We start from the raw sequence: 21,736 nt of genomic DNA, 5'->3' as shown, positions 1-21,736 counted from the left end.
CCATACTAGTCGAGTGGGGCTCTGGTTCGGAACGCTGATCGCACTGTTTTTGCTGATCGCCCCGGGGACAATTGTTGCGCGTATCGCCCAGCTAACGTGGCCCATCGCGGTCGCAGTTGGCCCGGCGCTGACCTACGGTGTCGTCGCGCTGGCGATCATTCCCTACGGTGCGCTCGGAATCCCTTGGAACGGTTGGACTGCGCTCGCCGCGCTGGCCGTCGTGTGCGTGGTGGTGACGTGTTTGCAGGTGCTACTCGCCCGCTACCGCGACACCGACGCCGAGGCGCGCGGGATCCGCGGCTGGCCCGCGCTGGCGGTGGCCGCCGGTGTGCTACTGGGCACGCTGCTGATCATGTGGGCGGCCTATCGCGGCATCACGCATTGGCAGTCCGTTCCCAGCACCTGGGATGCGGTGTGGCACGCCAACGAGGTGCGCTTCATGCTCGACACCGGCCAGGCGTCCTCCACCCACATGGGCGAGCTGCGCAACGTCGACACCCACCAGGCGCTGTACTACCCGTCGGTGTTCCACGCCCTGACCGCGGTGTTCTGCCAGCTCACCGGTGCGGCGCCGACCACCGGCTACACCCTGAGCTCGGTGGCGGCCTCGGTGTGGCTGTTTCCGACCAGCGCGGCGATCCTGACCTGGCATCTGCTGCGCCCCATGACGACCGCGGGACGCACGGCCGCGGTCGCGGCCACCGCCGCGGCGCTGTCGGCGTCGTTCACCTCGGTGCCCTACGTCGAGTTCGGTGTGGCCGCGATGCCCAACCTGGCGGCCTACGGCGTCGCGATCCCGACGTTCGCCTTGGTCACCTCGACGCTGCGGCATCGCGACCGCATTCCGCTGGCCGTGCTGGCGCTGGTCGGCGTGCTGTCGGTACACCTGACCGGCGGCTTCATCGTCATCTTGTTCCTGTTGGGCTGGTGGCTACTGGACGTGCTGTGGCATCCGGTCCGCGGCCGGCTCGCCGACGTCGGAATCCTGGCCGCCACGGCGGTGCCCACCGGGCTGATCCTGGCGCCCCAGTTCATCGGGGTACTCAAGCAGGCCGACATCATCGCCGGGCACGCCTTCCCCAGCTTCAAGAGCGCCAAGCAGGGCGTTATCGATGCGCTACTGCTGCACACCCGCCACCTCAACGACTTCCCCACCCAATACGGCCTGGTCATGCTGGTCTACCTCGGCATGGCGTATCTGCTGTACAAGCGCATCTGGTGGCCGGTGGCGATTTGGGTAGTGCTGACCGTGGCGACGATCTACTCGGGGGCGCCGTTTCACAACGCGTTCGGCGCCGCGATCGAGGAGTTCAGCCAGTTCTTCTACAACGATCCGCGCCGGCTGACGTCCGTGGTGACGATGCTGGTGACGCCGATGGCGGCCGTCGCGCTGTTCGGGGCGGTCGTGCTCGTGGTCGCGATCGCCAAGCGAATCACCGGCCGGTTCAAGCAGCTGCCTGCACCGGTCTGGGTCACGACAACCGCGGTCCTGCTGGTACTGACGACCGTGTTCACCGCGCGGCATTACTTCTATCGACACCTGGTGCTGTTCGGCGACAAATACGACTCGGTGATGATCGACCAGCGCGACCTGATGGCCATGACGTATCTGTCGAAACTGCCCGGTGCACGCGACACCTTGATCGGCAACGCCAACACCGACGGCACCGCGTGGATGTACGCGGTGGCCGACCTGCACCCGCTATGGACCCATTACGACTATCCCCAGCAGACCGGGCCGGGACCGCAGCGCTACGTCTTCTGGGCGTTCGCCAACCACGGCGATTCCGATCCGAGGGTGGTTGAGGCAATCAAGGCGCTCAACATCCGGTACATCTACACCAGCTCGCCCACGGTTCGCGGGTTCGCCGTACCCGACGGACTAGTGTCGCTGGATAAATCGAAGTCGTGGGCGCTGATCTACGACAATGGTGGGGCCAAGATCTACGAATGGCGCGGAAATGCCACACCGCCCCGCCCCTAGACGTACAAGAGGATGGTGACCGGATTGACTAGCGGCAACGACGCCGACGGCGTCGAGATCATCGGTGGCGTCGATCCGCGGATCATGGCGATTCGCGCTGCGGCCGACGACGAGGATTCCGACGACCGCTCCCTGACCGATCTGGTCGAGCAGCCCGCCAAGGTGATGCGTATCGGCACCATGATCAAGCAATTGCTCGAAGAGGTGCGTGCGGCACCGCTCGACGACGCCAGCCGCAAACGACTCCGTGAGATCCACGCCACCAGCATCCGCGAGCTCGAAGAGGGTCTGGCGCCCGAGCTACGCGACGAACTCGATCGCCTCACCCTGCCGTTCGACGAGAACGCCGAGCCGTCCGACGCGGAGTTGCGCATCGCACAGGCCCAGCTGGTCGGCTGGCTGGAGGGGCTGTTCCATGGCATCCAGACCGCGCTGTTCGCCCAGCAGATGGCCGCCCGCGCCCAGCTCGAGCAGATGCGCCAAGGAGCCCTGCCCCCCGGAATCGGGCGATCGAGCCACGTACCCGGACATGGCACCGGGCAATACCTGTAAGCAGATAACGGTGCCTGCTCCTCATATCGAGACCAACAACGCGTGGGTGGAATTCCCCATCTTCGACGCCAAGTCGCGATCGCTGAAGAAGGCCTTCCTGGGCAAGGCGGGCGGCACGATCGGACGCAACAACTCCAACGTGGTCGTCGTCGAGGCGTTGCGCGACATCACCATGTCGCTCGAACTGGGCGACCGAGTCGGTCTGGTCGGCCATAACGGAGCCGGGAAATCGACGCTGCTGCGCCTACTTTCGGGCATTTACGAGCCCACCCGCGGCTGGGCGAAGGTCACCGGCCGGGTCGCGCCGGTTTTCGATCTCGGCGTCGGGATGGACCCCGAGATCTCCGGATACGAGAACATCCTCATCCGCGGCCTGTTCTTGGGGCAGACCCGCAAACAAATGCTGGCCAAGGTGGACGAGATCGCCGAGTTCACTGAGCTCGGGGATTACCTGGCGATGCCGCTGCGCACCTACTCCACCGGGATGCGGGTCCGGTTGGCGATGGGCGTGGTCACCAGCATCGACCCCGAGATCCTGCTGCTCGACGAGGGCATCGGCGCCGTGGACGCCGACTTCCTGAAGAAGGCCCAATCGCGATTGCAGGGGTTGGTGGAGCGGTCCGGGATCCTGGTTTTCGCAAGCCATTCCAACGAATTCCTGGCCCGGCTGTGCAAGACCGCGATGTGGATCGACCATGGCGTCATCCGCATGTGCGGTGGCATCGAAGACGTGGTGCGCGCCTACGAGGGCGAGGACGCGGCCAGACACGTCCGCGAGGTGCTTGAAGAGACCCGCGTGCAAATCCAGGCCGACAACCCGCTGGCACAAAGCGCTTCCGGGGATGAGTGAATCCATCTTCGCCGTCGTGGTCACCCACCGGCGCCCAGACGAACTCACCAAGTCGCTGGGCATGCTCAGCGCACAGACCCGGCTGCCCGATCACCTGATCGTCGTCGACAACGACGGCGGTGCGGATAGCCGGATCCGCGACCTGGTTGCCGCCCAGCCGATCTCGACCACCTACCTGGCGTCGCGCCGAAACCTTGGCGGCGCAGGCGGTTTCGCGCTGGGCATGCTGCACGCACTGGCGCAGGGTGCCGATTGGGTGTGGCTGGCCGACGACGACGGTCGCCCGCAAGACTCCCAGGTGCTGGCCACGCTGCTGGCCTGCGCCGAGAAGTACGCCCTGGCCGAGGTGTCGCCGATGGTGTGCAATATGGACGACCCGGAGCGACTGGCGTTCCCGCTGCGGCGTGGCCTGGTATGGCGCAGGCGCGCAAGCGAATTGCGCACCGAAGCCGGGCAGGACCTACTGCCCGGGATCGCGTCGCTGTTCAACGGCGCGTTGTTCCGGGCGTCCACCCTGGACGCCATCGGCGTCCCGGACATGCGACTGTTCATCCGTGGCGACGAGGTGGAATTGCACCGCCGGCTGGCGCGGTCCGGCCTGCCGTTCGGGACCTGCCTCGATACGGTTTACCTGCATCCCTGCGGATCCGACGAGTTCCGGCCGATCCTGGGCGGCCGCATGCACACCCAGTATCCGGACAACCCCACCAAGCGGTTCTACACCTACCGCAACCGCGGTTATCTGTTGTCGCAGCCTGGTCTGCGCAAACTGCTGGTTCAGGAGTGGGTTCGGTTCGGTTGGTTCTTCCTGATCTCCCGGCGCGACCCCAAGGGTCTGCTGGACTGGATTCGGTTGCGCCGCTTGGGACGTCGTGAGCAATTCGGCAAGCCTGGAGGATCCACATGACACGCGCCATCGACGATGCAGAGCGGAGCGATGAGGAGGGGTGGCGCACATGACATTCGTCGACGCCGCCGCACAGTCGCGGACCTTTACCCGGGCCCGCGGCGACTTGGTCGACGGATTCCGCCGTCGCGAGCTGTGGCTGCACCTGGGCTGGCAGGACATCAAGCAGCGGTACCGCCGCTCGGTGCTCGGTCCGTTCTGGATCACCATCGCGACCGGCACCACAGCCGTCGCGATGGGCGGGCTGTATTCGAAGCTGTTCCACCTCGACCTGGCCGTGCACCTGCCCTATGTCACCCTCGGCCTGATCATCTGGAACCTGATCAACGCCGCCATCCTGGAAGGCGCCGACGTGTTCGTCGCCAACGAGGGGCTGATCAAACAATTGCCGACGCCGTTGAGCGTGCATGTCTATCGGCTGGTGTGGCGGCAGATCATCCTGTTCGCGCACAACATCGTCATCTATCTCGTCGTCGCGATCATCTTTCCGAAACCGTGGTCATGGGCCGATCTGTCGGTGATTCCGGCGCTCGGACTGATCGTGCTCAATTGCATCTGGGTGTCACTGTGCTTCGGCATCTTGGCGACTCGCTATCGCGACATCGGTCCCCTGCTGTTTTCGATTGTGCAGCTGCTGTTCTTCATGACGCCGATCATCTGGAACGACGACACGTTGCGGCAGCAGGGCGCCGGGCGCTGGGCGAGCATCGTCGAACTCAACCCGCTGTTGCACTACCTCGACATCTTGCGGGCGCCGTTGCTGGGCGCCCATCAGGAGCTGCGGCACTGGGAAGTAGTTCTGGTGCTGACCGCCGTCGGCTGGATACTGGCGGCGTTCGCGATGCGCCAATACCGCGCCCGGGTGCCGTACTGGGTCTAGCGGGTTACCTCGGCGCTCCGGCCGGGTCACCGCTGTTCGCCAAGGATCCTTTGAGAATCCGCCCAGACATTCGTCAGACGCTGAGCTGACAGGAAACCTCCTGAACAACAGGCGATTTGGCAGGCGCTGGCACACGGCGAAAGGCTTCATATGCGCAACCTGTGCGACAGTGAACGGATCGCGGTGCCAGCGCCTATCCTTGCGAGCAAAGAAGCCGAAACTCGACGCAGGAGCCCGTCGATGGAGGAATATGCGATCGTGAGCGACGTCTCGGTAATCGGTTGCGTTGGGACGTTGATCGTGGCGACCCGCGGTGCATACGGCGCCGGCGAGGTGTTGGTGACGGTGCGGGGCTCGAAGGAGACCTTATTGGCGTGGTCGGACGAACCATTACCGAAGGGCACCAAGGTGTTGGTGGTCGAAGCTCGGGGCCCGCGGACGGTGGTCGTCGAGCCGTGGAACCAGCCGGGCAGCACCTCACCTGACCTCGACGACGACTGACATTTCCGACTAACAGCGAAACTGCAAGGAGTCCAACAATGCTCGGTTACAAGGTGCCCGCCCCCGACGAGGCGATGCTGATCTCCGGCGGCAGAGCCAAAAGCAACGCTCCGTTCCGCGTGGTGACCGGCCACGGCGCCTTCATCCTTCCGATCTTTCGCAAGGCGCGATTCCTGACCCTGGCCATGTGTGAGGCCGAGGTCGCCGAAAAGTGCGTCACCCAGCAAGGCATCACCTTGAACGTGCGGTCGGTGATCGCCTTCAAGGTCGGCAACGACAACGAGAGCATCATCAGCGCCGCGCAGCGGTTCCTGTCCGACCAGGACCAGATGGCCGTGCTCACCGGTCGGATCTTCGCCGGCCACCTGCGCTCGATCATCGGCTCGATGACCGTCGAGCAGATCATCCGCGAACGGCAGAAGCTGGCCACCGAGGTGCTCGACGGCTCCAAGGAGGAGATGGCCCGAATCGGGCTGACCGTCGACGCGCTGCAGATCCAGTCCATCGACGACGACGGGCTCGGCTACATCAACGCGATGTCGGCGCCGCACAACGCGGCCATCCAGCAGATGGCGCAGATCGCGCAGGCCCAGGCGAACCAGAAGGCCGCGGAGGCCGAGCAGGAGTCACAGCGCCAGCAAGCCGAATTCGCCCGTCAGACCGCTGTCGTCAAGGCCCAGTACAAGGCCGAGGTCGACAAGGCGCAGGCGGAGGCCGCCCAGTCCGGCCCGCTGGCCGAAGCCGAGGCTCAGCGCGAGGTGTTGGCGATGCGCACCGAACTGGCCCAGCGCGCTGCCGAACTGCGCCAGCAGGAGTTGGTCGCCGAGGTGGTCAAGCCCGCGGAGGCCGAAGCCGAGCGCGTCCGGATCTTGGCTGTCGCCGACGCCGAGAAGATGAAGATCCTGGCCGAGGCGGCGGCGTCGCACAACCGCGTCGCGCTGGACAAGGCACTCATCGACCAGCTACCTCAAATCGTCGAGAAGGCTGCGATCGGCCTGTCGAACTCCAATCTCACGGTGCTCAATGGCGCCGAAGGCCTCGGCCAAGTCGCCGCCGGGCTGGTTTCACAGGGCATGGCCATCTTCGATGCGCTGCGCGGCGAGATCGTCGAGTCCGAGGACGACGCGACCTTCACCGGAACCACGGACGCCCCGTCACACTAGGACATCGCGAATTATGCTGTGCTGCAACCAATTTCGCTAGACGGAGTCGAACAACACGTCCCAGAGTGCATCCCAGCGCATGTCCCGCAGCACGTCTAGGTTTCCCGAGTCTCCCTGAATTCCCGAAAGTCCCGAGGTCCCCGCCAGCCCTGGTGTCGCCAAGGTGCTGGCAAGCCCGGGATCCGTCGCGGGCGTCGGTACCGCCGGCGCGATAAAGGCAGTGCCGACAAGCCCCTGGGGCCCGGCCGAACCACCCGGACCGAGGGTGATGGCCTCGTTGGGGCCGATGGTCAAAATGCCCCCATTTTGGATGGGCAGGGTGGCGCCGATATTGACGGTCACGTTTGCACCGTCGTTGACCGTCAGGGTGCCCGCGTCGATGGTCAGGTCGCTGGTGCCATTAAGGGTGATCGCGCCGCCGGTATTGACGGTGGCCGCACCGACGTCGTTGACGGAGCCGCCATCGGTCACGGTAAGGGCGCCGGTGTCGGTGCCACCCGTACTCACGGTGAGGGTGCCGCCATGGCCGACGGTGACGGTCCCGCCGTCGGACAACGTGCCACCACCGGTCACCGTCAAGCCGCCGGTATCGGTGCCGACCCCCGTGCTCACAGTCAGCGTGCCCCCGTGCGCGACCGTCAGCGTCCCGCCGTCGGACAAAGTGCCGCCACCGGTCACGGTCAGGCCGCCGGTGTCGGTGCCACCCGCATACATCAACCCGGAGTTAACCTCCGGCGGCAGCAGCCCATAGTCCATGCGGCCTGCTCTCTCGCCCCGGAGTTATTGAGGGCAGATACTAGCGCGAGTATGACCTTGCTCACGTAAATCTCATATAAGCAGTGCATCAGGTACCGGAGCCGCAAGGGCTCATCAGTGCGACCGCGGATGTCGCGCCGCGCATGGCTGCTTCACGCGCCGCCACAGCGCCCGCACTCGACGTCAGAAAAAACGAGCTCGCGCTTTTGCAGGCGTATGAATGAATAATTGGCGAAACCAACCGGGCGCACGTGAAAGGTCGGCGGACGTGGCGAAAAAAGTCCAATCGGTGGCGGATGCGGCGCGGGATAACCTCGCCGCGGAGCTGGATCGGCTGCGGCAGCGGCGCGAACTCCTCGAGGCCGAGGTCAAAAACGACCGCGGCATGATCGGGGACCACGGCGACGCGGCGGAGGCGATCCAGCGGGCCGATGAGCTGGTTGTTCTCGGCGACCGGATCAACGAACTGGACCGGCGGCTGCGGACGGGGCCATCGCACTCGGACGAAGACGAAACGCTGCCCGGTGGCACCGAGGTGACCTTGCGATTCGCCGACGGTGAAGTCGTCAAGATGCACGTGATCTCCATCGTCGAAGAGACCCCGGTGGGCCGCGAGGCCGAGACGCTGACCTCCCACAGTCCGCTGGGCCAGGCGCTGGCCGGGCACAAACCGGGCGACACGGTCACCTACTCGACGCCGCAGGGCGAAAGCCAGGTTGAGCTGATCGCGCTGAAGCTGCCCCGTTAGCTGCCGCTGGGGCGCACCCGCCCCCGATAAACTCCCCCAATGCTTCCCCCAGAGTCCGACACCGCGCCGGCGCGCCTGAGTCTGACCACGCAAATCTTGCGCTTCGTGGTGACCGGCGGGCTGGCGGCCGTCGTCGACTTCAGTCTGTACGCGACGCTCTACAAAGTGGTGGGCCTGCAGGTTGACCTGTCCAAGGCCATCAGTTTCGTCGTCGGGACCATCACCGCCTACCTGATCAACCGCCGATGGACATTCCAGGCCGCACCGAGCACCGCGCGGTTCGTCGGGGTCATGGTTCTCTATGCCATCACCTTCGCGGTTCAGGTCGGTCTCAACCATCTGTGCCTGGTGTTGTTGCACTACGGGGGGTGGGCGATACTCGTCGCGTTCGTGATCGCGCAGGGCACCGCCACGGTGATCAACTTCATCGTGCAGCGAGTCGTAATCTTCCGCATCCACTGACCCTTCCCGAGCAAGCGGTACCCTCTTTGACGATGTTCAGCGCCGACTTTCCGACCACCACCACCCGGCTGATGGGCTTTGGCCGCACCGCGCCGTCGGTGGCCCAGGTGCTCTCGACGCCCGATCCCGAGGTGATTGCCAAGGCAGTGGCCCGGGTGGCCGATTCCGGCGGCCGGGGCGTGATCGCGCGCGGGCTGGGCCGGTCCTACGGGGACAACGCGCAAAACGGCGGCGGCCTGGTGATCGACATGACGGTGCTCAACCGCATCCACTCGATCAGCGCCGACAGCCAGTTGGTCGACGTCGACGCCGGCGTCAGCCTGGACCAACTGATGAAAGCCGCGCTGCCGTTCGGGCTGTGGGTGCCGGTGCTGCCGGGAACCCGTCAGGTGACCGTCGGCGGCGCGATCGCTTCCGACATCCACGGTAAGAACCATCACAGCGCGGGCAGCTTCGGCAGCCATGTGCGGTCGATGGACCTGCTGATGGCCGATGGCTCCGTCCGCACGATCACCCCCGACGGCCCGACTACCGCGGACGCCGAGCTGTTCTGGGCCACCGTCGGCGGCAACGGGCTGACCGGGATCATTTTGCGCGCCACCATCGCGATGACGCCGACCGAAACGGCGTACTTCATCGCCGACGGCGTGGCCACCAAGGACCTCGACGAAACCGTCGCCGTGCACATCGACGGCAGCGAAAGCAACTACACGTACTCCAGCGCCTGGTTCGACCTGATCAGCCCGCCGCCAAAGCTCGGCCGCGCCGCCGTCAGCCGGGGCAGCCTGGCGAAGCTGGATCAGTTGCCGGCAAAGCTCGCCAAGAATCCGCTGAAATTCGACGCGCCGCACCTGTTGACGGTGCCCAACGTATTTCCGGTCAGCGCCATGAACAAGCTGTCGTTCATGGCGATCGGCGAGGTGTACTACCGGCTGGGCGGAACCTACACCGGCAAGATCCAGAATCTGTCGCAGTTCTATCACATGCTCGACCTGGTCAGCGGCTGGAATAATGCTTACGGGCCAACGGGTTTCGCGCAGCATCAGTTCTTGGTCCCATCCGACGCGATGGACGAATTCAAGGCCATCATCGGATGGATCCAGACGCGGGGCCATTATTCGGCGCTGAATGTTTTCAAGCTCTTCGGCCCGGGCAACCGCGCACCGCTGAGTTTCCCGATGGCCGGGTGGAACGTCGCGATGGACTTCCCCAACAAGCCCGGTGTCAACGAGTTTCTCAACGAACTCGACCGCCGGGTGCTCGAATTCGGCGGGCGGGTCTACACCGCCAAGGATTCACGCACCACCGCCGAAACCTTTCACGCCATGTATCCCCGCATCGACGAGTGGATCGCCGTGCGCCGCAAGGCCGACCCGCTCCGGGTCTTCGCCTCCGACATGGCCCGACGTTTGGAGCTGCTCTAAATGGTGCTCGACGCCGTAGGAAACCCGCAGACGATCCTGCTGCTGGGCGGTACCTCCGAGATCGGGCTGGCGATCTGCGAGCGTTATCTGCAGAACGCGCATGCGCGAATCCTGTTGGCCGCCATGCCCGTTGACCCCGGCCGTGACGACGCCGTCGCGCAGATGAAGGCCGCAGGTGCGCGCTCGGTCGAGCTGATCGACTTCGAGGCCACCGAGCCCGATACCCACCCCAAGATGATCGACGCGGCCTTCGCCAACGGCGACGTGGACGTGGCGATCGTGGCGTTCGGCATCCTCGGGGATGCCGAGGAGCTGTGGCAGAACCAGCACAAGGCCGTGCTTGCCGCCGAGATCAATTACACCGCAGCCGTTTCCGTGGGAGTGCTGCTGGGCGAGAAAATGCGCGCCCAGGGCTTTGGCCAGATCATCGCGATGAGCTCGGCCGCCGGAGAGCGGGTGCGGCGGTCCAACTTCGTCTATGGCTCCACCAAGGCCGGTCTGGACGGCTTCTACCTCGGATTGACAGAGGCGTTGCGCGAGTACGGGGTTCGCGTTCTGGTGATCCGCCCCGGCCAGGTGCGAACCCGGATGAGCGCGCATGTCAAAGAAGCGCCGCTCACCGTCGACAAAGAGTATGTCGCCAACCTCGCAGTGACAGCGTCCGCAAAGGGTAAGGAATTGGTTTGGGCGCCAGCAGCATTCAGGTACGTGATGATGGTGTTGCGACACATCCCGCGACCCATCTTCCGCAAGCTGCCCATCTGATCATGCGTAACGCGCTGGCCAGCCTCGGCCAGATGTTCGCGGCGGTGGTGGTGGCCGCCGTCGTCTCGGTGATCTCGCTGATCGCCATCGGGCGGGTCCAGTGGCCCGCCTTTCCTTCGTCGAACCAGCTGCATGCGCTGACCACTGTCGGTCAGGTCGGTTGCCTGGTCGCGCTGGTGGGCGTCGGCTGGCTGTGGCGGCGGTCCGGCCGGTGGCGGGTGCCGGCCCAGCTGGGCGGGCTGGTGTTCGTCTCGGCGTTTCCCGTCGTGACGCTGGGCATGCCGCTGGGGGCCACCAAGCTGTATCTGTTCGGCATCTCCGTCGACCAACAGTTCCGCACCGAGTACCTGACGCGGCTCACCGATAGCGCCGCCCTGCACGACATGACCTATCTCGGGCTGCCGTCGTTCTATCCCCCGGGCTGGTTCTGGATCGGCGGGCGCGCGGCGGCCTGGACCGGAATGCCCGCATGGGAGATGTACAAGCCGTGGGCGATCACCTCGATCACGATCGCGATCGCCGTCGCGCTGGTGCTGTGGTGGCGGATGATCCGGTTCGAATACGCGCTGATCGTCACGACGGCGACCGCCGCGGTGGCGCTGGCTTACAGCTCGCCGGAGCCCTACGCGGCGATGATCACCGTGCTGCTGCCGCCGGTGCTGTTGCTGACCTGGTCGGGGTTACGCGCCGGCGATCGCGCGCTGGGGGCCGAACGTGAAGCTAGCTTCACACTCGGCGATGGTGCGCCGAGAACGGGCTGGGCCGCGGTGATCGGCGCCGGATTGTTCCTGGGCTTCACCGCCACCTGGTATTCACTTCTGTTCGGCTACACCGCCTTCACCATCGCGCTGATGGCGCTGGTGCTGGTGGTGTCCCGCTGGCGGCGGTCCGGGTTCAAAGCCGCGCTCGACCCGCTGCGCCGGGTCGCCGTCATCGCCGTCATCGCCGCCGCCATCGGGGCCACCACCTGGCTGCCGTTCCTGGTGCGCGCGCTCCACGACCCGGTCAGCGATAGCGGCAGCGCGTTCCACTACCTGCCGGCCGACGGCGCCGAGCTGACCTTCCCGATGCTGCAGTTCTCGCTGCTCGGAGCGATCTGCATGATCGGCACGCTGTGGCTGGTCGTGCGGGCCCGCGGGTCCGTTCGTGCCGGGGCCCTGACCGTCGGCGTGCTGGCCATCTACCTGTGGTCGCTGCTGTCGATGCTGACCACGCTGGCGCGCACCACGCTGCTGTCGTTCCGGCTACAGCCGACCTTGAGCGTGCTGCTGGTCGCCGCCGGAGTGTTCGGCTTCATCGAGGCCACGCTTGCGCTAAGACACCGAAGCCGCGCGATCGTTCCGGTGGCCGGCGCGATCGGGCTGACCGCCGCGATCGCGTTCAGCCAAGACATCCCCGACGTGCTGCGGCCGGATCTCACGATCGCCTACACCGACACCGACGGCCACGGCCAGCGCGGCGACCGGCGACCGGCGGGCTCGGAGAAGTTCTACTCCGCCATCGATGCCGCCATCGTGGGCGTCACCGGGAATCCGCGGGATCAAACGGTGGTGATGACCGCCGACTACAGCTTCCTGTCCTACTACCCGTACTGGGGCTTCCAGGGATTGACGTCGCACTACGCCAACCCGCTGGCGCAGTTCGACCTGCGGGCCGCGCAGATCAAGAAGTGGTCCGACCTCAAGAGCCCCGGCGAGTTCATCCACGCGCTGGACACCTCGCCCTGGCCACCGCCGACGGTGTTCCTGATGCGCCGGGGCGCTAACAACAACTACTCGCTGCGGTTGGCCGAGGACGTTTATCCCAACCAGCCCAACGTTCGTCGCTACACCGTCGAGCTGCGGGCCGCGCTGTTCGACGACCCACGGTTCGCCGTGCAAAGCATCGGCCCGTTTGTGCTGGCCATCCGCCGGCCGGCGGCCCAACCGGTAGCCGGCCGCTGATGGCTACCGAGACCTCGCGTGAGTTGGCCGAAGAACTACCATCTACGTCCGTGAAGGGCGCGGGAGCAAGTCACCGGATCGCTCGCGTCGTGGCGGTCGTCACCGGTCTGCTCGGAGCCCTGCTGGCGATCGCCACGCCCCTGCTGCCGGTCAACCAAACCACCGCCCAGCTCAACTGGCCACAGAACGGCAGCTTCGAAAGCGTCGACGCGCCGCTGATCGGATATGTGGCCACCGAGCTGAACATCTCGATCCCGTGTGCGGCCGCTGCCGGGCTGGCCGGACCCCAGAGCGCCGGCAAGACGGTGTTGGTGTCGACGGTGCCCAAGCAGGCTCCGAAAGCCGTCGACCGCGGGCTGCTGATCCTGCGCGCCAACGACGAGCTGGTGCTGGTCGTGCGCAACGTCCCGGTGGTCACCGCCCCGTTGAGCCAGGTGCTCAGCCCGGCCTGCCAGCGCCTGACCTTCACCGCGCACGCCGACCGGATCACCGCCGAATTCGTCGGGCTGACCCAGGGGCCCAACTCCGAGCATCCCGGCTCGCCGCTGCGCGGGGAGAAGAGTGGCTACGATTTCCGGCCGCAGATCGTCGGGGTGTTCACCGACCTGGCCGGACCGACGCCGCCGGGTCTGAGCTTCTCGGCAACCGTCGACACCCGCTACAGCAGCAGCCCGACGCCGCTGAAGATGGCCGCGATGATCCTCGGCGTGCTGCTGACCGCCGTCGCACTGATCGCGCTGCACTTCCTCGACACCGCCGACGGCACCCGGCACCGCCGCTTCCTGCCGTCGCGGTGGTGGTCGATCGGCGCTCTCGACGCGCTCGTCATCGCCGTACTGGTGTGGTGGCACTTCGTCGGGGCCAACACCTCCGACGACGGCTACATCCTGACCATGGCCCGGGTGTCCGAGCACGCCGGGTACATGGCCAACTACTACCGCTGGCTGGGCACGCCGGAGGCGCCCTTCGGCTGGTACTACGACCTGTTGGCGCTGTGGGCGCATGTCAGCACAAACAGCGTCTGGATGCGGCTACCCACCCTGGCGATGGCGTTGACCTGCTGGTGGGCGATCAGCCGCGAGGTCATCCCCCGGCTGGGCCACGCCGTGAAGGCCAACCGTGCGGCGGCGTGGACAGCGGCGGGACTGTTCCTGGCGACCTGGTTGCCGCTGGACAACGGGCTGCGCCCCGAGCCGATCATCGCCCTCGGCATTCTGCTGACCTGGTGTTCGGTGGAACGGGCGGTGGCCACCAATCGACTGCTGCCGGTGGCGATCGCCTGCATCATCGGCGCGCTGACGCTGTTCTCCGGGCCGACCGGCATCGCGTCCATCGGCGCCCTGCTGGTCGCGATCGGGCCGCTGCGCACCATCGTGCACCGACGATCCAGACAGTTCGGCGTGCTGCCACTGCTGGCGCCGATCGCCGCCGCGGCCACCGTCACCGTGATCCTGATCTTCCGCGACCAGACGCTGGCCGGCGAGATGCAGGCGACGGCGCTCAAGCGGGCGCTCGGACCCAGCCTGAGCTGGTTCGACGAACACATCCGCTACGAGCGGCTGTTCATGGCCAGCCCCGACGGATCCGTCGCCCGTCGCTTCGCGGTGCTGGCGGTGCTGCTCGCACTGGGCATCACGGTGGCAATGTCGTTGCGCAAGGGCCGAATTCCGGGCACCGCCGCCGGACCGAGCCGCCGCATCGTCGGCATCACGATCATCTCGTTCCTCGCGATGATGTTCACCCCGACCAAATGGACACACCACTTCGGCGTGTTCGCCGGTCTGGCCGGCTCGCTCGGTGCGCTGGCCGCGGTCGCGGTGACGAGTGTGGCGATGCGCTCGCGCCGCAACCGCACCGTGTTCGCCGCGACGGTGCTGTTCCTGGTGGCATTGTCGTTCGCCAGCGTCAACGGCTGGTGGTATGTCTCCAATTTCGGTGTGCCATGGTCGAATTCATTCCCGGCATGGCACTATGCGTTTGCCACCGCGTTGCTCGGCCTGACCCTGCTGGTACTACTGCTGTCGGCCTGGTTCCACTTCATGTCCCCCGGCAACGGCCCTCCCAAAACCCGCATCGGGGCGCGGATGGCCGGAATTGTTCAGTCCCCGTTGGCAATTGCGGCGTGGCTGCTCGTCACGTTCGAAGTCGTCTCACTGACGCTGGCGATGACCGGACAGTACCCCGCCTGGTCGGTGGGCCGGTCCAATCTGGAGGCGCTGGCCGGCAAGTCCTGTGGACTGGCCGAGGACGTCATGGTGGAGCAGGATCCCAACGCCGGCATGCTGTCGCCGGTGTCCGGCTCGGTGGGCGATGCACTGGGTGCCGGGCTGTCAGAAGCCTTCACCCCCAACGGTATTCCCGCCGACATCTCGGCCGACCCGGTGATGGAGCGTCCGGGCGACCGCAGCTTCATCAACGAAGACGGAAAGACGACCACCAGCGAGGCCGGCACCGAGGGCGGTACCAGCGCCGCGCCGGGTGTCAACGGCTCACGCGCCCAGCTGCCTTACAACCTTGATCCGGCGCACACTCCGGTGCTGGGCAGCTGGCGGTCCGGCATCCAGGTACCGGCGATGTTGCGCTCGGGTTGGTACCGATTGCCGCCGCGTGACAAGGCGAAGCCGCTGCTGGTGGTGTCGGCGGCCGGTCGATTCGATCCCCGTGAGGTGCAGCTGCAGTGGGCCACCGATGAGCAGGCGGCCAGCGGACACCCGGGCGGGTCGTTCCAATTCTTCGACGTCGGCGCGTCCCCGGCGTGGCGCAACTTGCGGCTGCCGTTGTCGCTGATTCCCGACACCGCCACCCAGGTCCGCTTGGTCGCCAACGATGAGGATCTGGCGCCACAGCACTGGATCGCGGTGACGTCGCCGCGGATTCCCCAGCTGCACACGCTGCAGCAGGTAGTGGGTTCGGCGGACCCCGTGTTCCTGGACTGGCTGGTGGGTCTGGCGTTCCCGTGCCAGCGACCATTCGGCCACCAAAACGGTGTGGACGAAGCACCGAAATGGCGCATCCTGCCGGACCGGTTCGGCGCCGAGGCCAACTCGCCGGTGATGGACAACAACGGCGGTGGGCCGCTTGGTGTCACCGAGTTGCTGGCGAAGGCGACCACGATGGCCACCTATCTCAAGGACGACTGGTCGCGCGATTGGGGCTCGCTGCAACGCCTGACGCCGTACTACCCCAACGCCCAGCCCGCCCGTCTGCAGTTGGGGACGGCTACGCGCAGCGGCCTATGGGACCCGGCTCCGCTTCGCCGGGGCTAGCTAGAGCCCCGGCAGGCAATTGACGAACGGGCTGCACGGCGGCGACGGCGGCCGGGGCGCCGCCCAGCCATCGATCACGGTGTTCCCGAACACATGAAGGGAAAGCCGCACCATGGCTTCTGCAACGCCTCCGGCGGCGGCGGACCGGATCCCTCCCAAATACCGGGGGCAGCGTTCCCATGCCCCCAGACGACGCCGTACCAGGTGTGGCACTGCGCCCTGTCCCAAGAAACATCCGTCCCCGGACATCCGCGACCGGTCTGCGGGTGCAGCCCGGTTTTTTCATCCCCCGGGCAACACGTATACGGTCCGGACGCGCCGCGCGGTACCGGTCCGTCTTCTGGCAAAAGGCCGTGTACAGACGGCGCAGGGCCGGGCTGGGCCTGTGCGGTTGGGAGGGTGAGCCCCATTCCGCCGGCCACGACACCAGACAGCACCACCCCGGCAAAGATCTTCTTGGTGGTGTGATTGTGTGACATCGCCTCGCGCCTCTTCTCAGGATGCTGCCGATCAGTATTCACCTGGATGAACCCCGTCTTATGGGCTATCGGCTGTTCGAATCAGCAGATCAGCGGCGATTCACTACCGATCCCAACTACTTAGCGGCGCCCAGGCGGTTCGGGGGCATTGTTCCGCGTCATTGGTAAGCGTAAGCTTACGGTTCGTGGTGGCTTACCAATCCGGAGGCGACGCATGGCTGGCCCTGGCGGACCGGACGCGCCGGGCCATCATGGATCGGCTTGCGCATGGTCCGGCGGCCGTCGGTGAACTGGCCCGGGACCTACCCGTCAGCAGGCCGGCCGTTTCACAGCACCTCAAGGTGCTCAAGGGCGCCGGGCTGGTGCGCGACCGCGCCGCGGGAACCCGGCGGGTCTATCAGCTCGACCCCACCGGCCTCGAGGCGCTGCGCGCCGAGTTGGACCGGTTCTGGACGCAGGCCCTGGCCAACTACGCGGCCACGTTCAACGAGATCGAAGGAGATGCGTCATGACGCAGCCGGGAATCCCGGAGATTCAGCACCGGGTGATCGTCAACGCCACAATCGAGCGTGCGTTCGCCGTCTTCACCGAGCAGTTCGGCGACTTCAAGCCGCGCGAGCACAACCTGCTGGCGGTCCCGATCGCCGAGACTGTGTTCGAAACGCATGCGGGAGGCCACATTTACGACCGCGGCACGGACGGCAGCGAGTGCCGCTGGGCGCGAGTGTTGGTTTACGACCCGCCGCACCGGTTGGTGTTCAGCTGGGACATCAGCCCGGCTTGGCAGGTGGAACCCGACCCCTCGCGGACCAGCGAGGTCGAGGTGCGCTTCACCGCGGAGTCCGAAAATCGCACCCGTGTCGACCTGGAGCACCGCCACCTACAGCGGCACGGCGCGGGCTGGCAGTCGATCGCCGACGGCGTCGACGGCGACGCGGGCTGGCCGTTGTACCTGCATCGCTATGTCGGCCTCATGACGGCCGGAGCGGGGCAATGAGCGCCGCTTCCATGATGAGCATGGCCCACGCCGAACGGGCCGACCTCGCGGATTTTCTGACCACCCTGGCGCCGCAGGACTGGCAGGTGCCCAGCCTGTGTTCCAAGTGGACCGTCAAAGATGTTGTCGCCCATGTGATCAGCTACGAAGAGCTCGGCACCCTGGGCCTGCTGAAGCGTTTCGCCAAAGGCTGGGTTGTGCGGGCGAACCAGGTGGGCGTCGACGAATTCGCGACGCTCAGCCCACAACAGCTGTTGGCATTTCTACGCAACCACCTCCAACCGCGAGGATTGACCGCGGGTTTCGGCGGCATGATCGCCCTCGTCGACGGCACGATCCATCACCAGGACATCCGCCGCTCGCTGGGTCGGCCGCGCAGCGTTCCGGCCGACCGGCTAGAGCGGGTGCTCGGCGTGGTACCCGGTAACCCTCGGCTGGGTGCCGGCCGCCGGATCAGGGGGCTGCAGCTGCGGGCCACCGACGTCGCCTGGGCGCATGGCCGCGGACCCGAGGTGACGGGCCCGGGCGAAGCGCTGCTGATGGCGATGTCGGGCCGCCGCGCGGCACTGGCCGATCTCAGCGGCCCCGGCTGCGCCACTCTGGCTGCAAGGATGCCCGAATAGCACGCCGCTGCGCGCCAACCCACCCGTTGCGCGGCCCCGCGTCCTCACCCGACAAGGGGCCGTCGCTTACCATCGGACCCCGTGCCCCAAGACGGTAAACAGCGATCGCAGCGGATCCTCCGCTTGGTCGCCGTCATCGCCGGGCTTGCGGGCCTGCTGTTGTGCCTCAGCGTTCCGTTGCTCCCGGTCAAGCAGACCACCGCAACCATCGCGTGGCCGCAAGGCATCGTGGACGGGCACGTCACCCAGATCACCGCACCCCTGGTGTCCGGGGCGCCGCGGGCACTCGACATCTCCGTTCCCTGCCCGGCGATAGCCACCCTGCCGGCCAGCGGCGGGTTAGTGGTGTCGACCCTGCCGACCGGCGGCGTGGACTCGGGCAAGAACGGCCTGTTCGTCCGCGCCGACAAGGACGTGGTCGTCGTCGCGTTCCGGGACACGGTGGCCGCGGTCGCGAAGCGCTCGGCCATCGCCGCGGGTGCCTGCAGCGTGCTGCACGTCTGGGCCGACGCCGGCGCCGCGGGCGCCGATTTCGTCGGCATCCCGGGTGCCGCCGGCATCCTGTCCGCCGAGAAGAAGCCGCAGTTCGGCGGAGTTTTCACCGATCTCAAGGTGCCCGCCCAACCGGGGCTGTCGGTCCGGGTCGACATCGACACCCGGTTCATCACGACGCCGACGGCCCTCAAGAGGCTGGTGATGGCGGCGGGTGCGCTGGCGGTGCTGGTCGCCATCATCGCGCTGGCCGTCCTGGACCGTCACAGCCGCGGCGGCACGCTGGTCAACTGGCGATCCCCGATCGCCTGGCTGTCCCGCTACCGCCCGCGTGAACAGCGCGCGACGTGGTGGCGGATCGGCTGGGCCAGTCCCCCGCAAGCGGGAGGTGCCCCCAGGCTGATTACCGACGCGGGTGTGATCGCGACGCTGCTGGTCTGGCACGTCATCGGCGCCACCTCGTCAGACGACGGCTACAACCTGACCATCGCGCGGGTGGCGCCGAAAGCCGGCTACGTCGCCAACTACTACCGCTACTTCGGGACCACCGATGCCCCGTTCGACTGGTATCTCTCGGTGCTCTCCAAGCTCGCCTCGGTCAGCACCGCGGGCGTGTGGATGCGGCTGCCGGCCACGCTGGCCGGAATCGCCTGCTGGCTGATCATCAGCCACTGGGGGCTGCGCCGGCTGGGACCCGGCAAGGGCGGCCTGGGATCCAACACGGTGGCGGTGCTCACCGGCGGCGTGGTTTTCCTGGCCGCGTGGCTGCCGTTCAACAACGGCCTGCGCCCCGAGCCGCTGATCGCCCTCGGCGTGATCGCCACCTGGATGCTGGTCGAGCGTGCGATCGCACTGCAGCGGCTGGCTCCCGCCGCGGTCGCCATCGTGGTGGCGATGCTCGCCGCAACGCTGGCGCCGCAGGGGTTGATCGCCGTCGCCGCGCTGCTGACCGGGGCCCGGGCCATCGCGACGATCATCCGGCGTCGGCGGGCGACTGACGGGTTACTCGCGCCGCTGGCCGTGCTGGCGGCATCACTGTCGCTGATCCTGGTGGTGGTGTTCCGCAGCCAGACCCTGGCCACGGTCGCCGAGTCGGCACGCATCAAATACAAGGTCGGGCCGACGATCGCCTGGTACCAGGATTGGCTGCGCTACTACTTCCTCACGGTCGAGTCGAACCCCGACGGGTCGATGGCGCGACGCTTCGCGGTACTGGTGCTGTTCCTCTGTCTGTTCGGGATGCTGGTAGTGATGCTGCGCCGCGGCCGGGTCCCCGGGTTGGCCAGCGGTCCGGCCTGGCGGCTGATCGGCACTACCGCGCTTGGCCTGCTGCTGCTGACGTTCACGCCGACGAAGTGGGCCGTGCAGTTCGGTGCGTTCGCCGGTCTGGCCGGCGTGCTCGGCGCGGTCACCGCGTTCGCCGTCGCCCGCATCGGTCTGCACAGCCGCCGCAACCTAGCGCTGTACGTCACGGCGCTGCTGTTCGTGCTGGCGTGGGCGACCTCGGGCATCAACGGCTGGTTCTACGTCGGCAACTACGGGGTGCCGTGGTTCGACATCCAGCCCGTCGTCGCAAGTCACCCGGTGACGTCGATGTTCCTTGCGCTGTCGATCGCGACCGGCCTGCTGGCCGCCTGGCTGCACTTCCGCATGGACTACGCCGGGCACACCGAGATCAAGCAGAGCCGGCGCAACCGCGTCCTGGCGTCCACCCCACTGCTGGTGGTCGCGACGATCATGGTGCTTGGCGAAGTCGGCTCGCTGGCCAAGGGTGCGGCGTTCCGCTACCCGCTCTACACCACCGCCAAGGCGAACCTCGCCGCGATCACGTCCGGTCTTTCGCCCGCCAGCTGCGCGATGGCCGACGACGTGCTGACCGAGCCTGACCCCAATGTTGGCCTGCTGCAACCTGTTCCGGGGCAGACGTTCGGCCCTGGCGGCCCACTCGGCGGTAATAACCCGGTCGGGTTCAAACCGGACGGGGTGGGTGACGACTTGAGGTCATACCCGGTGGTGACCAAACCCGGCGTGGTGAATTCCGACGCGTCGCCCAACAAGCCCAACGCCGCCATGAGTGACTCCGCGGGCACGGCCGGCGGGAAAGGCCCGGTCGGGGTGAATGGGTCGAACGTGGCGCTACCGTTCGGCCTCGACCCGGCCCGCACGCCGGTGATGGGCAGCTACGGCGAGAATTCGCTGGCGGCCACCGCCACCTCGTCCTGGTACCAGTTGCCTGCTCGCACACCGGACCGGCCGCTGGTGGTGGTCTCCGCCGCGGGCGCCATCTGGTCGTACAAAGAGGACGGCACCTTCACCTACGGGCAGTCGCTCAAACTGCAATGGGGTGTCACCCGCCCCGACGGGACCACTGCGCCGCTCGCGGAGGTGCAGCCCATCGACATCGGGCCGGAGCCGGCCTGGCGCAATCTGCGGTTCCCGCTGACCTGGGCGCCGCCGGAGGCCAATGTGGCGCGCATCGTCGCTTACGACCCAAACCTGAGTGAGGATCAGTGGTTCGCGTTCACGCCGCCGCGGGTCCCGGTGCTGCAGACCCTGCAGCAATTGATCGGATCGCAGAACCCGGTGCTGATGGACATCGCGACCGCCGCGAACTTCCCGTGCCAGCGGCCGTTCTCCGAACACCTTGGCGTTGCCGAACTTCCGGGGTACCGCATCCTGCCCGATCACAAACAGACGGCGGCGTCATCGAACGGGTGGGAGGCCGGCGAGGCCGGCGGTCCGTTCCTGTTCGCCCAGACGTTGTTGCGGACCTCGACGGTCTCGACCTACCTGAGTGGCGACTGGTATCGCGATTGGGGATCGGTCGAGCAGTACTACCCGCTGGTGCCCAGTGATCAGGCGCCCAACGCCGTCATCGAACAGGGTGTGTTGACCGTGAACGGCTGGAGCCGGCAAGGACCGATTCGGGCACTACCGTGAGCGT

Annotated in this window: 18 protein-coding genes; 17 read left to right on the top strand and 1 reads right to left on the bottom strand. The window is 66.7% G+C overall.

The genetic code is table 11. The features are described from left to right. The first annotated feature begins 13 nt into the window (after positions 1–13). From ACZY0B_RS15630 to ACZY0B_RS15600, 7 genes are all read left to right on the top strand, one after another. Positions 14–1,984, top strand: coding sequence for a DUF6541 family protein (locus ACZY0B_RS15630; RefSeq protein WP_463765043.1), 1,971 nt, complete (start codon positions 14–16; stop codon positions 1,982–1,984). A 12-nt stretch (positions 1,985–1,996) separates the two neighbouring features. Continuing rightward, a complete protein-coding gene (locus ACZY0B_RS15625) occupies positions 1,997–2,536 on the top strand; it encodes a bacterial proteasome activator family protein (protein ID WP_463765042.1) in 540 nt (179 codons plus the stop codon). 10 nt (positions 2,537–2,546) lie between these two features. Further along, positions 2,547–3,386: a galactan export ABC transporter ATP-binding subunit Wzt/RfbE gene (wzt, locus tag ACZY0B_RS15620; RefSeq protein ID WP_463765041.1), complete on the top strand. Its 840-nt coding sequence runs from the start codon at positions 2,547–2,549 to the stop codon at positions 3,384–3,386. Further along, complete coding sequence (gene glfT1, locus ACZY0B_RS15615) at positions 3,379–4,293, top strand: galactofuranosyltransferase GlfT1 (RefSeq protein ID WP_463765040.1); 915 nt, start codon at positions 3,379–3,381, stop codon at positions 4,291–4,293. Before wzt ends, glfT1 begins: the two co-directional genes overlap by 8 nt. 49 nt (positions 4,294–4,342) lie before the next feature. After that, positions 4,343–5,173 carry a galactan export ABC transporter permease subunit Wzm/RfbD gene (gene wzm, locus ACZY0B_RS15610; RefSeq protein ID WP_463765039.1) on the top strand — a complete coding sequence of 277 codons (831 nt, stop codon included), beginning with the start codon at positions 4,343–4,345 and terminating at the stop codon, positions 5,171–5,173. Positions 5,174–5,413: 240 nt separating this feature from the next. Next, positions 5,414–5,674 (top strand): hypothetical protein, encoded by a 261-nt coding sequence (locus tag ACZY0B_RS15605; protein ID WP_463765038.1) that lies wholly within the window; start codon positions 5,414–5,416, stop codon positions 5,672–5,674. Between the two features lie 38 nt (positions 5,675–5,712). After that, positions 5,713–6,837 (top strand): SPFH domain-containing protein, encoded by a 1,125-nt coding sequence (locus ACZY0B_RS15600; RefSeq protein ID WP_463765037.1) that lies wholly within the window; start codon positions 5,713–5,715, stop codon positions 6,835–6,837. A 36-nt stretch (positions 6,838–6,873) separates the two neighbouring features. Here ACZY0B_RS15600 and ACZY0B_RS15595 read toward each other — a convergent pair whose 3' ends face one another. After that, entirely contained in the window at positions 6,874–7,593 is a 720-nt protein-coding gene (locus ACZY0B_RS15595; RefSeq protein ID WP_463765036.1) for a hypothetical protein, read from the bottom strand. Between the two features lie 268 nt (positions 7,594–7,861). On the opposite strand from ACZY0B_RS15595, the gene ACZY0B_RS15590 reads away from it, so the two are divergent. From ACZY0B_RS15590 to ACZY0B_RS15545, 10 genes are all read left to right on the top strand, one after another. Then, complete coding sequence (locus ACZY0B_RS15590; protein ID WP_463765035.1) at positions 7,862–8,341, top strand: GreA/GreB family elongation factor; 480 nt, start codon at positions 7,862–7,864, stop codon at positions 8,339–8,341. 96 nt (positions 8,342–8,437) lie between these two features. Next, positions 8,438–8,803, top strand: coding sequence for a GtrA family protein (locus tag ACZY0B_RS15585; protein WP_463765054.1), 366 nt, complete (start codon positions 8,438–8,440; stop codon positions 8,801–8,803). Between the two features lie 32 nt (positions 8,804–8,835). Continuing rightward, complete coding sequence (locus tag ACZY0B_RS15580) at positions 8,836–10,227, top strand: FAD-binding protein (RefSeq protein ID WP_463765034.1); 1,392 nt, start codon at positions 8,836–8,838, stop codon at positions 10,225–10,227. Further along, positions 10,228–10,992 (top strand): decaprenylphospho-beta-D-erythro-pentofuranosid-2-ulose 2-reductase, encoded by a 765-nt coding sequence (locus ACZY0B_RS15575; protein WP_463765033.1) that lies wholly within the window; start codon positions 10,228–10,230, stop codon positions 10,990–10,992. 2 nt (positions 10,993–10,994) lie between these two features. Further along, the gene (locus tag ACZY0B_RS15570; protein WP_463765032.1) at positions 10,995–12,935 is read left to right on the top strand and encodes a galactan 5-O-arabinofuranosyltransferase; all 1,941 of its coding nucleotides are present in this window, start codon (positions 10,995–10,997) and stop codon (positions 12,933–12,935) included. Further along, on the top strand, positions 12,935–16,201 hold the full coding sequence (locus ACZY0B_RS15565) for an arabinosyltransferase domain-containing protein (protein ID WP_463765031.1): 3,267 nt from the start codon (positions 12,935–12,937) through the stop codon (positions 16,199–16,201). Before ACZY0B_RS15570 ends, ACZY0B_RS15565 begins: the two co-directional genes overlap by 1 nt. A gap of 664 nt (positions 16,202–16,865) precedes the next feature. Further along, positions 16,866–17,192, top strand: a complete 327-nt coding sequence (locus tag ACZY0B_RS15560) for an ArsR/SmtB family transcription factor (protein WP_463765030.1) — start codon at positions 16,866–16,868, stop codon at positions 17,190–17,192. After that, positions 17,189–17,677 (top strand): SRPBCC family protein, encoded by a 489-nt coding sequence (locus tag ACZY0B_RS15555; protein WP_463765029.1) that lies wholly within the window; start codon positions 17,189–17,191, stop codon positions 17,675–17,677. The genes ACZY0B_RS15560 and ACZY0B_RS15555 overlap by 4 nt, the downstream gene beginning before the upstream one ends. Further along, positions 17,674–18,300, top strand: a complete 627-nt coding sequence (locus ACZY0B_RS15550; protein WP_463765028.1) for a maleylpyruvate isomerase family mycothiol-dependent enzyme — start codon at positions 17,674–17,676, stop codon at positions 18,298–18,300. Before ACZY0B_RS15555 ends, ACZY0B_RS15550 begins: the two co-directional genes overlap by 4 nt. An 81-nt stretch (positions 18,301–18,381) precedes the next feature. Then, entirely contained in the window at positions 18,382–21,732 is a 3,351-nt protein-coding gene (locus tag ACZY0B_RS15545; RefSeq protein WP_463765027.1) for an arabinosyltransferase domain-containing protein, read from the top strand. Positions 21,733–21,736: the final 4 nt, after the last annotated feature.

The sequence above is a fragment of the Mycobacterium sp. IDUB_19 genome (genome assembly GCF_055419445.1).
This window is presented reverse-complemented; position numbering and strand designations above follow the sequence as displayed.

Coding starts and splice junctions, on each gene's coding strand:
- ACZY0B_RS15625 (WP_463765042.1), top strand. CDS start 1,997: ATGGTGACCGGATTGACTAGCGGCAACGACGCCGACGGCGTCGAGATC.
- glfT1 (WP_463765040.1), top strand. CDS start 3,379: ATGAGTGAATCCATCTTCGCCGTCGTGGTCACCCACCGGCGCCCAGAC.
- wzm (WP_463765039.1), top strand. CDS start 4,343: ATGACATTCGTCGACGCCGCCGCACAGTCGCGGACCTTTACCCGGGCC.
- ACZY0B_RS15605 (WP_463765038.1), top strand. CDS start 5,414: ATGGAGGAATATGCGATCGTGAGCGACGTCTCGGTAATCGGTTGCGTT.
- ACZY0B_RS15600 (WP_463765037.1), top strand. CDS start 5,713: ATGCTCGGTTACAAGGTGCCCGCCCCCGACGAGGCGATGCTGATCTCC.
- ACZY0B_RS15595 (WP_463765036.1), bottom strand. CDS start 7,593: ATGGACTATGGGCTGCTGCCGCCGGAGGTTAACTCCGGGTTGATGTAT.
- ACZY0B_RS15580 (WP_463765034.1), top strand. CDS start 8,836: ATGTTCAGCGCCGACTTTCCGACCACCACCACCCGGCTGATGGGCTTT.
- ACZY0B_RS15575 (WP_463765033.1), top strand. CDS start 10,228: ATGGTGCTCGACGCCGTAGGAAACCCGCAGACGATCCTGCTGCTGGGC.
- ACZY0B_RS15570 (WP_463765032.1), top strand. CDS start 10,995: ATGCGTAACGCGCTGGCCAGCCTCGGCCAGATGTTCGCGGCGGTGGTG.
- ACZY0B_RS15565 (WP_463765031.1), top strand. CDS start 12,935: ATGGCTACCGAGACCTCGCGTGAGTTGGCCGAAGAACTACCATCTACG.
- ACZY0B_RS15555 (WP_463765029.1), top strand. CDS start 17,189: ATGACGCAGCCGGGAATCCCGGAGATTCAGCACCGGGTGATCGTCAAC.
- ACZY0B_RS15550 (WP_463765028.1), top strand. CDS start 17,674: ATGAGCGCCGCTTCCATGATGAGCATGGCCCACGCCGAACGGGCCGAC.